Origin of the sequence: Streptomyces sp. NPDC094143 (genome assembly GCF_040303825.1) — a bacterium.
Taxonomy (GTDB): Bacteria; Actinomycetota; Actinomycetes; order Streptomycetales; family Streptomycetaceae; genus Streptomyces.
On record NZ_JBEOTZ010000010.1, the window covers coordinates 225,871 to 237,794 of the forward strand.

At 72.6% G+C, this 11,924-nt stretch carries 11 protein-coding genes and 1 pseudogene; 4 read left to right on the plus strand and 8 right to left on the minus strand.

Going from position 1 to position 11,924, the window contains the following annotated elements:
- Nucleotide 1 precedes the first annotated feature (1 nt).
- The 8 genes from ABTZ58_RS16300 to ABTZ58_RS16335 are packed head-to-tail and all read right to left on the minus strand — an operon-like array spanning nt 2 to nt 7,440.
- Nucleotides 2-1,996 (minus strand): NADH-quinone oxidoreductase subunit 5 family protein, encoded by a 1,995-nt coding sequence (locus ABTZ58_RS16300; RefSeq protein ID WP_351356122.1) that lies wholly within the window; start codon nt 1,994-1,996, stop codon nt 2-4.
- Complete coding sequence (gene nuoK, locus ABTZ58_RS16305; RefSeq protein ID WP_351356125.1) at nt 1,993-2,391, minus strand: NADH-quinone oxidoreductase subunit NuoK; 399 nt, start codon at nt 2,389-2,391, stop codon at nt 1,993-1,995. Before nuoK ends, ABTZ58_RS16300 begins: the two co-directional genes overlap by 4 nt.
- Nucleotides 2,391-3,086 carry an NADH-quinone oxidoreductase subunit J family protein gene (locus ABTZ58_RS16310; RefSeq protein ID WP_351356128.1) on the minus strand — a complete coding sequence of 232 codons (696 nt, stop codon included), beginning with the start codon at nt 3,084-3,086 and terminating at the stop codon, nt 2,391-2,393. The genes nuoK and ABTZ58_RS16310 overlap by 1 nt, the downstream gene beginning before the upstream one ends.
- Nucleotides 3,083-3,835: a 4Fe-4S binding protein gene (locus ABTZ58_RS16315; RefSeq protein WP_351356131.1), complete on the minus strand. Its 753-nt coding sequence runs from the start codon at nt 3,833-3,835 to the stop codon at nt 3,083-3,085. The genes ABTZ58_RS16310 and ABTZ58_RS16315 overlap by 4 nt, the downstream gene beginning before the upstream one ends.
- Before the next feature lie 2 nt (nt 3,836-3,837).
- A complete protein-coding gene (locus ABTZ58_RS16320) occupies nt 3,838-4,806 on the minus strand; it encodes a complex I subunit 1/NuoH family protein (RefSeq protein WP_351356134.1) in 969 nt (322 codons plus the stop codon).
- Nucleotides 4,803-6,308, minus strand: a complete 1,506-nt coding sequence (locus tag ABTZ58_RS16325; protein WP_351356137.1) for an NADH-quinone oxidoreductase subunit C — start codon at nt 6,306-6,308, stop codon at nt 4,803-4,805. Before ABTZ58_RS16325 ends, ABTZ58_RS16320 begins: the two co-directional genes overlap by 4 nt.
- Nucleotides 6,305-7,042 (minus strand): NADH-quinone oxidoreductase subunit B, encoded by a 738-nt coding sequence (locus tag ABTZ58_RS16330; RefSeq protein ID WP_351356140.1) that lies wholly within the window; start codon nt 7,040-7,042, stop codon nt 6,305-6,307. The genes ABTZ58_RS16325 and ABTZ58_RS16330 overlap by 4 nt, the downstream gene beginning before the upstream one ends.
- Nucleotides 7,033-7,440, minus strand: coding sequence for an NADH-quinone oxidoreductase subunit A (locus tag ABTZ58_RS16335; RefSeq protein WP_010041427.1), 408 nt, complete (start codon nt 7,438-7,440; stop codon nt 7,033-7,035). Before ABTZ58_RS16335 ends, ABTZ58_RS16330 begins: the two co-directional genes overlap by 10 nt.
- Before the next feature lie 236 nt (nt 7,441-7,676).
- Between ABTZ58_RS16335 and ABTZ58_RS16340 the strand changes: the two genes are divergently transcribed.
- The 4 genes and pseudogenes from ABTZ58_RS16340 to ABTZ58_RS16355 all read left to right on the plus strand — a co-directional run.
- Nucleotides 7,677-8,900 (plus strand): sensor histidine kinase, encoded by a 1,224-nt coding sequence (locus ABTZ58_RS16340; RefSeq protein ID WP_351356143.1) that lies wholly within the window; start codon nt 7,677-7,679, stop codon nt 8,898-8,900.
- Between the two features lie 366 nt (nt 8,901-9,266).
- Nucleotides 9,267-10,628 carry a sensor histidine kinase gene (locus tag ABTZ58_RS16345; RefSeq protein WP_351356146.1) on the plus strand — a complete coding sequence of 454 codons (1,362 nt, stop codon included), beginning with the start codon at nt 9,267-9,269 and terminating at the stop codon, nt 10,626-10,628.
- Nucleotides 10,629-10,862: 234 nt separating this feature from the next.
- Entirely contained in the window at nt 10,863-11,522 is a 660-nt protein-coding gene (locus tag ABTZ58_RS16350; RefSeq protein WP_502996076.1) for a LuxR C-terminal-related transcriptional regulator, read from the plus strand.
- A gap of 157 nt (nt 11,523-11,679) precedes the next feature.
- Nucleotides 11,680-11,924: pseudogene (locus ABTZ58_RS16355) on the plus strand (2-oxoacid:acceptor oxidoreductase subunit alpha); the annotation flags it as partial.

An 11,924-nucleotide genomic window follows, 5' to 3' on the forward strand; every position in this document is an offset into this window, starting at 1 on the left:
CTCACGCTCCCGTGGCGACGAGGACGACGGCGACCGCGAGGACGACGGTGCCGGCGAGCAGCGCGCTCACGTAGGTCTGGACGTTGCCGGTCTGGGAACGCCGTACGGCGGTGCCCAGCCAGCGGGGCAGCGCACCAGCAGCGCGCACATAGGTCTCGACGACCTCGCGGTCGAGGAACCGGACGAGGCTCGCTCCGGCCTGGACCGGGCGGACGAAGAGGGCGGTGTACGCGGCGTCCAGGTGGAAGCCGGCGGCCGCGTGCCGGTGCAGGGGGCCGAGCAGCAGCCGTCCCGGGTCCGCGGGGTCGGGTGCCCGGGCGATGTCCCCGTAGGCCGCTTCGTGCGTGGCGATGGCTTCCGCCTCGACCCGGGCGGCGTCGCCCTCGGGGTGAGCCGCGACCGCGCCCAGCGGGACGCGTGCCGCAAGAGCGGTGGTGTGCCGCCAGGCGGCGTAGGTGACGATGCCGCCGGCCAGGGCCAGGCCCGTGCCGAGCGCGGAGGTGGTCAGGGTCGGGCTCAGGTCCCGGCCGTCGAACCAGCCGGGCAGCACGCGGAACGCGAATCCGCCGAGGGCCAGGGAGGGGACGGCCAGCACCCACAGCACCACGGTCATCGTCTGCGGCTGCCTGCCGTGGTCGGGCGCTTCGGCGCCCCGGCCGCGGAAGGCGAGCAGCCACAGGCGCATGGCGTAGGCGGCGGTGAGGACGGCCGTGACAAGGCCGGCGACGAGGACGATCCAGCCCGCGGCGGCGGGGGCGTGCTCGGTGTGACCGGTGACGACGTGCTCGGCGACGCCGAGGACGGCCTCCTTGGAGAAGAAGCCGCTGAACGGCGGGATCGCGGCGAGCGCGAGGAGCGCCACGGTCATCGTCCAGTAGGCGTCCGGGATCCGGTCGCGCAGGTTCCGCATGCGGGACATGGCGGCGAGGGAGTTGGTGCCGGCGGCGTGGATGATCACGCCGGCCGCGAGGAACAGCAGCGCCTTGAAGGCGCCGTGGGACAGGAGGTGGAAGACGGCGGCACCGCGGTCGCCGACGGCGAGGGCGCCGGTCATGTAGCCGAGCTGGCCGATCGTCGAGTACGCGAGGACGCGTTTGATGTCGTCCTGGGCGAGCGCGGCGAGGGCCGAGCCGGCCATGGTGACGGCGGCCATGACGGCCATGACCACCATCGCGGCCTGGGAGGCCTCGAAGACCGGGAGGAGACGGGCGATGAAGTAGACACCGGCGGCGACCATCGTCGCGGCGTGGATCAGCGCGGAGACGGGGGTGGGGCCCGCCATGGCGTCGGGAAGCCAGGTGTGCAGCGGGAACTGCGCCGACTTGCCCGCCACGCCCGCGAGGAGGAGCAGGGCGATCAGGGTCGGGTGGTCGAGCCCGCCGCTCGTGACGGTGCCGAGGATCCGGGTGATGCGGAAGGAGCCGGCGTCGGTGGCCAGGGCGAACAGGCCGATCAGGAAGGGGACGTCGCCGAGTTTGGTGACCAGGAAGGCCTTCAGGGAGGCGGCACGGGCCTGAGGGGTCTCCCAGTAGTGGCCGACGAGGAAGTAGGAGCAGATGCCCATGACCTCCCAGCCGACCAGCAGCACCATCAGATCGCCGGAGTAGACGACCAGCAGCATCGCGGAGGTGAACAGGGAGACCAGGGCGGCGTACGAGGCGTAGCGCGGGTCGTCGCGCAGGTAGCCCGTCGAGTAGATCTGCACGCAGGAGGCGACCAGGGCGACCAGGACGGCGACGAGGGCGGCGAAGCCGTCGATGTGCAGGGCCAGTTCGAGCGGGACCGAGCCGGTGGGGGTGAGTTCCGTGGCCGCGTCGACGGCCGCGTCACCGCCCTGGCGTACGGCGACCAGCGCGGCGAGCACCAGGGCGGTGAGCGTCGGCAGGACGGCGAGGGGGCGGACGAAGCCGGGGGCCGTGCGGCCCAGGAGCAGGCCGGCGACGGCGCCGAGGAACGGAAGGAGGGGGACGAGGACGGCGAGGGTGGTCGTGGTCACGCGGTGGCCTCAGCCTTCTGGGCCTCGCCGGACGGCTCTGCCGTGCGGGCGTCGCCGTCGGGGCCGTCGGGGTCGTGCCGTTCGGAGGTGTCGCGGAGCTTGTCGATGTCCGAGGTGCCGCGGTTGCGGTACACGGCGAGGACGATCGCCAAGCCGATGCCGATCTCGGCGGCGGCGATGGCGATGGTGAAGAGGGCCAGGGCCTGGCCGGAGTGCAGGGTCTCCTCGGCGGTCCTGCTGAGCCAGACGTCGAAGGCGACCAGGTTGAGGTTGACGGCGTTGAGCATCAGCTCGACCGACATCAGGACCAGGATCGCGTTGCGGCGGGCGAGGACGCCGTACAGGCCGGTGCAGAAGAGGAGGGCGGAGAGCACGGCGGGATAGGCGAGGTGCATCAGCGGGTCCCTTCCTTCTCGCCCCGGGCCTTGTCGTCGCGGGCCGCGGCCGGGTTCCCGTTGCTTCGGCCGGCCGGGGCGTCTTCGGCGAGGGTGGCGGTGGCGGCCGGGTCGGCGGCGCCGGCCTTGGCCTTGCGGGAGAGGACGATCGCGCCGACCAGGGCGGCGAGGAGGAGGACGGAGAGGGCCTCGAAGGGGAGGACCCAGTTCTGGAAGAGGCTCGCGCCGGTGGCCTCGGTGGAGCCGGCGGCGGGGCCGTCCAGGTCGATCCAGGTGGTGCGGAAGGCGTCGACGACGACCCACACCAGGGCGGCGGCCGAGGCGACGGCCACGGTGAGGGCCGCCCAGCGGTTGCCGGAGTCGGCATCCGGGGAGCGGCCGATGGGGGCCCTGGTGAGCATCAGACCGAACAGGAGGAGGACGACGACGGAACCGACGTAGATGAGGACCTGCACCCAGGCGATGAACTCGGCGGTGAGCAGGAGGTACTCCACGGCCAGGCCGCCGAGGGCGACCACGAGCCAGAGGGCGGCGTGCACCAGTTGCCGGGTGGTGACGGTGACGATCGCGGCGCCGAAGGTGACCAGGCCGACGAGGAGGAAGGCGATCTCGACGCCGGTCGGGGAGAGGAAGCCGTGAGTTTCTGTGGGGGTCGGGCCTGTGGCGAGGAGGCCGGCGGTGGCGGCGAGGCTCATTCCTGGCCCTCCTGCCCTGGCTTGGGCTGGTCGAGCTTCGGCTGCTCCGACTTCGGCTCCGGCTCCGGCAGCTTCGACCCGGGCTGGTCCGGGCTCGGCTGGTCGCGCTCCGGCTGGTTCGGCTTCGGCTGGTCGACCTGTTGCTTGGAGGCGCCCTGGGGGCGCGTGGGCTGTTCGGCGGCGCGGGCCTGTGCGTCGGCGTGGGGTTCGGTGGCCGGCGGGGTCTGCTGGGCGGCCAGCTTCTCGGCGGCCTTGCGGGCGGCGGCGAGCTCCTTCGGCTCCTCCGCGCCGGGGTCGAGGGCCGGCGGTGCCGGGACGGTCCACATCCACTCCCGGAGCTTGTCGCGCTCGTGGGTGAGGTCGCGGATGTCGGTCTCGGCGTACTCGAACTCCGGGGACCAGAACAGGGCGTCGAAAGGACAGACCTCGATGCAGATACCGCAGTACATGCACAGCGAGAAGTCGATGGCGAAGCGGTCGAGGACGTTGCGGCTGCGTTCGCGGCCGCCCGGGGCCGCCGGCGGGACCGTCTCCTTGTGGGAGTCGATGTAGATGCACCAGTCCGGGCACTCGCGGGCGCACAGCATGCAGACCGTGCAGTTCTCCTCGAACAGGCCGATCACACCGCGGGTGCGGGGCGGGAGGTCGGGCTGGGTGTCCGGGTACTGGGCGGTGACGGACTTCTTCGTCATCGTGCGGAGGGTGACGGCCAGGCCCTTGGCCAGGCCACTTCCTGGGATCGGGGCCATGGTTACTGGATCACCACCTTGACGATGCCGGTGAGGGCGATCTGGGCGAGGGAGAGGGGGACGAGGAGGGTCCAGGAGAGCTTCTGGAGCTGGTCCTCGCGCAAGCGCGGGTAGGTGACGCGCAGCCAGATGACGAGGAAGGCGAGGACGGCGGTCTTCAGCAGGGTCCAGACCCAGCCGAGGCCGTCGGCGCCCCAGGGGCCGTGCCAGCCGCCCAGGAAGAGGACGGTGGTCAGGCCGCACAGGACGACGATTCCTGCGTACTCGGCGAGGAGGAACAGGGCGAAGCGGAGGCCGGTGTACTCGGTGTAGGCGCCGAAGATGATCTCCGAGTCGGCGACGGGCATGTCGAAGGGCGGGCGCTGGAGTTCGGCGAGGCCGGCAACGAAGAAGACGATCGCGCCGACGATCTGCCAGGGCAGCCACCACCACTCGAAGGCGTCGAGGATGCCGGGGAGCGAGACGGTGCCGGCCGCCATGGCAACCGAGGCGGCGGTCAGCAGCATCGGCAGTTCGTAGGCGAGGAGCTGGGCTGCTGTGCGCAGGCCGCCGAGCAGGGAGAACTTGTTCGCGGAAGCCCAGCCGGCCATCAGTGAGCCGAGGACGCCGACGCCCATGACGGCCAGGACGAAGAAGACGCCGGCGTCGATGACCTGCCCGACGGCTCCCTCGTCGGGGCCGATCGGGATGGCGAGCAGGACGAGGAGGTAGGGCAGGAGGGCGACGGCGGGGGCCAGTTGGAAGATGCGGCGGTCGGCGCCCGCCGGGACGACGTCCTCCTTCTGCGCGAACTTCACGCCGTCGGCGATCAACTGGGCCCAGCCGTGGAAGCCACCGGCGTACATGGGGCCGAGGCGGCCCTGCATGTGGGCCATGACCTTGTGCTCGGTCTGGCCGATGATCAGGGGGAAGGTGAGGAAGACGACGAAGACGATCAGGAGTCGCAGGGCGACGTCGAGCACGTCGTTCACTGCGGGCCTCCTGCGGGGTGTGTGGGGGACTTGGGGTCTGTGGGGTCCGTGGGGTTTGTGGATTCCCTGGAGTCCGTGGATTCCGTGGGGTCTGTGGATTCCGTGGGGCCGTCGGGATCAGCCGGTTCGCTGGGCTCAGCCGGTTCGCTGGGCTCAGCCGGTTCGCTGGGCTCAGCCGGTTCGTTGGGCTTGCTGGGTTCCCTGGGCTCAGCCGGTTTCGTGGGCTCAGCCGGTTTCGTGGGCTCACCCGGGTTCGTGGGCGCAGGGGAATCCGTGGCTTGCGCGGGGGCGTCCGTCGGCGGCTCGGGCGCGGCCGAGGGCTCCGGGTCCGGCATCGGCGCGGCTTCCGGGGACGGTTGCGGTGCCGGTTCGTCGAACGCGGGGCGGGCGTGGTGCCACGGGGCGTCCGTGCTGCGCGGCACACGAGAGGGCCGACCCGGCTCGATGTCGCCCCGGTCGGAGGCGGCCCGCTGGCTCGCACTGCCCTCCGACGCACTGCGCGCCCGGCGGGGGGAGGCGGGTGCGCCCGGTTGCGTGCCGGGCTGCGTGCGCTGCGCGGCCGGCCCCGATGCCGCCGGCTCGGAGCCGGATGCCGGGGATTGGGGTTCCCCCGACGGAGGTTCGGCAGCGCGGGACGTCTGGCTGGTCGAGCCCTCCGCGGCAGTGCGGGTCCGGCGCGGTCCGGAGGGAGCCGGAGAAGTCGGCTCGCCGGATGTCGACTGGCTCGCCGAACCCTCCGCCGCCGAGCGTGCGCGACGCGGGCCGGCCGCAGATGCCCCACCAGCCTCACCCGCGGCCGCGGCCGCAGCCTGGCTCGCCGAGCCCTCCGCCGCCGAGCGTGCGCGGCGCACCGGGCGGTCTCCCGCTGCGCGGGACGGGCGTTCGCCTGCCGGGCGGGCCGTGCCGCGGGCCGGGCGGGTGGGGGCCGGGGGGAGTTGGCCCTTCAGGGGGCCCCATTCGTTCGGGTCGGGGACGCCGGGCGGGAGCATCTGGCGGCGCTTGGGGCCGCCATGGTCCGACTCGCCGGGTTCCTTGGCGCCGGGCCAGGCCTTGGCGACCCGGGCGGCGAGGACGAAGTCCTTGCGCAGGGGGTGGCCCTCGAAGTTCTCGGGCAGGAGCAGGTGGTCCAGCGCCGGGTGGCCCTCGAAGGTGACGCCGAACATCTCGTGCGTCTCGCGTTCGTGCCAGGCGGCGCCCGCGTAGACGCCGATGGCCGACGGCAGGGACGGGGCGTCGTGCGGCACCGTCGTACGCAGCAGCAGGCGGCGGACCGGGGACAGTGCGGCGACGTGCGCCGAGACGCGGAAGCCGGTGCCCGGTTCGTCGACCGCGCTCAGCCAGTCGAAGTAGGTGCAGCCGAGCCGGTCACGGGCGGTCTCCAGGGCGGTGATCCAGGCGGCCGGCGGTACGTCGACCGTCAGGACCTCGTAGGACTCCTCGGCGGTGGCGTCCGGGCCGAAGAGTTCCTCGGCGTCGGCGGGGAGCCAGCCGGCCATGGTCATCGCCCCTCCCCGGACGTCGAGTCGGAGCCGGGGGCGGAGCCCGGGGTGGAATCCGAACCGGAGCCCGGCGCCGAACCCGAACCGGACCTCGGCGCCGAACCCGAACCGGACCCCGCACCGGACCCCGGCGCCGAACCCGAACCGGACCCCGCACCGGACCCCGGCGGCTGCACCAGGCCGCTCTGCAGTGCCGCCGTCGAAGGACGCCCCGCAGGGGTCCCGTACCGCTCCCCCAGCGACTCGCGGGCGATCTTCTCCTGGAGCTTGAGGATGCCCTGGAGCAGCGCCTCGGGACGGGGCGGGCAGCCGGGGACGTAGACGTCGACGGGGATGATCTGGTCGACGCCCTTGGTGACGGAGTAGGAGTCCCAGTACGGGCCGCCGCAGTTGCTGCACGCGCCGAAGGAGATGACGTACTTGGGCTCGGGCATCTGCTCGTAGAGTCGCTTCACGGCGGGGGCCATCTTGTCGGTGACCGTGCCGGAGACGACCATCAGATCGGCCTGGCGCGGCCCGGGCGCGAAGGGGATGACGCCGAGGCGGATGAAGTCGTGGCGGGCCATCGACGCGGCGATGAACTCGATCGCGCAGCAGGCGAGTCCGAAGTTGAAGACCCAGAGCGAGTAGCGGCGGCCCCAGTTGAGGATCACCTTCATCGGCTCGGGCGCGAGGCGCGCGAGGGCGCCGAGCCGCTTCGGCTCGGGCAGCAGAACAGGCTCGGGGGTCACGTCCATGCCAGGACGCCCTTCTTGTAGGCGTAGAGCAGGCCCACGGCCAGGAAGCCGAGGAAGATGAACATCTCCACCAGGGTCGTCGCGCCGTAGCCGGGGGCGGCGAAGACGGTGGCCCAGGGGAACAGGAAGATCGAGTCGACGGCGAAGATCACGTAGAGGAACGCGTAGACGTAGTAGCGGACCTGGGTGTGGGCCCAGCCCTCGCCGACGGGGTCGACGCCGCACTCGTACGTCAGCAGTTTCTCCGGCGTGGGCACCACGGGCCGCAGCAGGCGGCCGGCCCCGAAGGCGACGGCGACGAACAGCACGCCGACGACGGCGAGCAGCCCGACGACCGAGTAGGACTGGAAGTAGTCCGCCGCGACGACGGTCGTGGTGACGACGGTCGGTTCCGGCACGTCCGTCCCTCGCTCCCTGAACTCGGACTGGATTCCGTGACGCGGCGTCCCGGCCCGGCCCGGCCGGAGACGCGGACGCCGCTGTTCGACGATCTGTACGCACGGGAGTCTAGGCCCTGATAAAGGCAGGGTAAGCAGCCCGTCACACCCCGGCACGCGGGGGTGGGGTTTTCCTCAGTCGATCCTGGCGGTCCACCTCATGGCGCGGTGCTGCGCCGCCGGGCACGCTTACGCGTATGACCGAACGCTTCCCGTCCCCCGGCCTCCCCGGCGGCAAGCCGGCGGCCGGGCGGGACGACCGCCCGCCCCCGCCCCGTCTCGCCTACGACCGGCACACCTGGAAGGAGATCGCGCACCTCCTGGCGAACCTTCCGGTCGCGCTGCTCGGTTTCACCTATGTCGTGACGGTGCTGTTCACCGGACTCGGGCTGACCCTCACGGTGGTCGGGTTCCCGCTGCTGGCGGCCGGGCTCATGGGGGCGCGGCAGCTGGGCAGGATGGAGCGGGCGCGGGCCCGGGCGCTGCTCGGGGTGCGGGTGGACGAGCCGAGCCGGCTGCGGCTGCGCGGCGGGGGCGGTTTCTTCCAGCGACTGTGGATGCAGCTGAAGGATCCGGTGGGCTGGCGCACGGTCCTGTACGAGTTCATCCGGTTGCCGTGGGGGGTCTTCACGTTCGCCTTCACGTTGACCTCGCTGTTCGTGCTGTGGCCCGTGCTGCCGTTCGTGGCGCGGGGCCTGACGAACGTGGACCGGGCCTTGGTGCGGGGACTGTTGTCGCCCTCGGACGAGTTGGAGCGGCGCATCGCGGAGCTGGAGTCGGACCGGGGCGTGGTGGTCGACACGGCGGCGGCGGACCTGCGGCGCATCGAGCGGGATCTGCACGACGGGGCGCAGGCCCGCCTGGTCAATCTGGCGATGGGGCTGGGTCTGGCGAAGGAGAAGGTGCTGGAGGACCCGGACGCGGCGGCGGCGATGGTCGAGGAGGCGCACGGCGAGGTGAAGCTGGCGCTCCAGGAGCTGCGGGACCTGGCCCGGGGCATCCACCCGGCGGTCCTGACCGACCGCGGCCTGGACGCGGCTCTGTCCTCGGTCGCCTCGCGGTGCACGGTCCCGGTCAAGGTGACGGTCGATCTGCCCGCCCGGCCGGCCGCGGCGATCGAGGGCATCGCCTACTTCACCGTCTCGGAGCTGCTGCAGAACGTCAGCAAGCACAGCCGGGCGAAGTCGGCGTCGGTGGAGGTGTGGCGCGCGGAGGACCGGCTGCTCATCCAGGTGTGGGACGACGGCCGCGGGGGCGCCAGTCTCGACGGCGGCACGGGGATGAAGGGCCTGGCCGACCGGCTGGACGCGGTCGACGGCCTGTTCGTCCTGGAGTCGCCCGAGGGCGGCCCGACGACGGTCACGGCGGAACTGCCGTGGCGCGACCGCACGGACGCGCAGGAACCGGACATCCGACGCTAGCCCTCCCGGCCGCCCGGCATCACACCATCCGCCCGCCCGGCCCGGGCACCTGCCGCCGGGCCTCCGCCCGGCCACCGACCGACGGCCCGGCCCGGACGCCTGGCGGCATTCCGCCCGACCCGACCTGGCGGCAATCCACCCACGCCGCCCACCAACCACCCACCCCGGACCCGGCGGCAAACCACCCACGCCGCCCACCAACCGCCCGGCCCGGCCCCCCGGCGCCGGGCGGCGTCGCTCATCCGCCCAGGGGTGGGGAAAACCCCCCGTCCAAGACGCCGACGGACTCCATGGTCCGCCGACCTGCGGCGGAGCAGGGTGGAGGTACGAGGGAACAGCCGCAGGACGAGGAGAAGGACGACGCCGATGGCCACGGAGTACGGACAGGGATACGGGCTCGACAGCGGGTCCGGGTTCCCCGGGAGCACCGAACGGCGGTACCGGCTGCCCGCCGCGCTGCGCGCGCCGGTCGAGGGCCGCACCTGGCGCGAGCTCGGTTACGTGCTGCTGAGCCTGCCGATCAGCGTCCTGCTGTTCACCTACGCGGTCACGATGGTGTCGCTGGGGGCGGGTCTGCTGGTGACGTTCCTCGGGATACCGGTCCTGGCGGGAGCGCTCGCCGGCTGCCGCGGCATCGGGGCGCTGGAGCGGACGCGGGCCAGGGCGCTGCTGGACCTGGACGTGGCCGACCCGGAGCCGCTGCGGATGAAGAGGCACGGCGCCATGGCGTGGATGGGCGCCGTCCTCAAGAGCGGCACCTCCTGGCGGGCGCTGCTGTACTCGGTGCTGCACCTGCCCTGGGCGGTGTTCTCGTTCGTCGTCACCGTGAACGTGTGGGCGCTGGGCTGGGGGCTGCTGACGTATCCGCTGTGGTTCTGGGTGTTCCCGGTCTACGCCGGGCAGGACGGGATCCAGCTGTACGGGGACGAGACGCACCGGGTCTACCTGGACAACCCGTTCGAGATCACGGTGACGGCGCTGGTGGGTCTGCTCTTCACGATCGCCACGCCGTGGATCGTGCGGGCGCTGACGATGGTGGACCGGCTGCTGGTGCACGGGCTGCTGGGACCCTCGCGGCTGGCGTCGCGGGTGGTGGAGCTGGAGTCGGACCGGGGGGTCGTGGTCGACACGGCGGCGGCGGACCTGCGGCGCATCGAGCGGGACCTGCACGACGGGGCGCAGGCCCGGCTGGTGGCGCTGGCCATGGATCTGGGGCTCGCGAAGGAGAAGCTCCAGGAGGATCCGGAGGCGGCCCAGCGGATGGTGGACGAGGCGCACGGCGAGGTGAAGACGGCGCTGCAGGAGCTGCGGGACCTTGCCCGGGGCATCCACCCGGCGGTGCTGACCGACCGCGGTCTGGACGCGGCCCTGTCGTCGGTGGCCTCGCGGTGCACGGTGCCGGTGCGGGTCGAGGTCGACCTGGCCGAGCGGCCGGCGCCCGCGATCGAGGGGATCGCGTACTTCACGGTGTCGGAGCTGCTGCAGAACATCAGCAAGCACTCCCGGGCGACGTGGGCCGCCGTCGAGGTGTGGCGGACGGAGAACCGGCTGATGCTGCAGGTCGTGGACAACGGCGTGGGCGGGGCCGAGGTGTCCCAGGGGTCCGGGCTCGCGGGCCTGGCGGACCGGCTCGACGCGGTGGACGGGATCCTGGTGGTCGACTCGCCGGCGGGCGGACCGACCCGGGTGACGGCGGAGCTGCCGTGGCGCGGGGAGCACGTGCGGTGATCCGGGCGGGAGCCCGGCTCCCGGACATGCGGTAACCGGCCGGAGGGCACCGCCCTCCGGCCCCCTTTCGGTGCCCCTCACCACTCGAATCGGCCAGTCGAGAAGCCGGTCCCGTCCCCACGGACCGCCCGGGCCTGAAATGCTGGACCCGTCGCACGGATGGGCGCGGAGCCGTTGTGGGCCGCGGACGGGCGGCGTCGGGCTGTGGGGGGCCGAAACATCGTGGAGGACAGGGTGCGGGTGGTCATCGCCGAGGATTCCGTGCTGCTCAGGGAGGGCCTGACCCGGCTGCTGACCGACCGGGGGCACGACGTCGTCGCCGGGGTCGGCGACGGCGAGGCGCTGATCAAGACCATCACGGAGCTGGACTCGCTGGGCGAGCTGCCGGACGTGGTCGTGGCCGACGTGCGGATGCCGCCGACGCACACCGACGAGGGGGTCCGGGCGGCGGTGCAGCTGCGCAAGGCGCACCCCGGGCTGGGCGTGCTGGTGCTGTCGCAGTACGTGGAGGAGCGCTACGCCACGGAGCTGCTCGCGGGGTCCAGCCGGGGCGTCGGCTATCTGCTGAAGGACCGGGTGGCGGAGGTCCGGGAGTTCGTGGACGCGGTGGTGCGGGTGGCCGGGGGCGGGACGGCCCTGGACCCGGAGGTGGTCGCGCAGCTGCTGGGCCGCAGCCGTAAGCAGGACGTGCTGGCGGGGCTCACCCCGCGTGAGCGGGAGGTGCTGGGGCTGATGGCCGAGGGGCGGACGAACTCGGCGATCGCCCGGCAGCTGGTGGTGAGCGACGGGGCGGTCGAGAAGCACGTCAGCAACATCTTCCTCAAGCTGGGGCTGTCCCCGAGCGAGGGCGACCACCGCCGGGTGCTGGCCGTGCTGACGTACCTCAATTCGTGAGACTGCCGACATGCCGGTCAAGGCGCCGATACGTCTCGAAGTCGTGTCCAACATGCGAATGACCCGGGGAAGGCGATCCTTGCGGTCGTAGGGTTGAGCTGGGAGGGCCTGCGGGAAGGCCTGTCCCGGACAGCCGCCTCTAGGGAGGTCCAGTTCAGTGACCAGCCAGGTCAGTAGCCCAGCGGAGCAGGCCGACGGAGCAGTCGCAGGGGAGCAGCGCAAAGCGGCGGGCGCGAAGGACGTCCGGCGCCTGGACCGGGTGATCATCAGGTTCGCGGGGGACTCGGGTGACGGTATGCAGCTCACGGGTGACCGTTTCACCTCGGAGACCGCGTCGTTCGGCAACGACCTGTCGACGCTGCCGAACTTCCCGGCCGAGATCCGGGCGCCCGCAGGCACGCT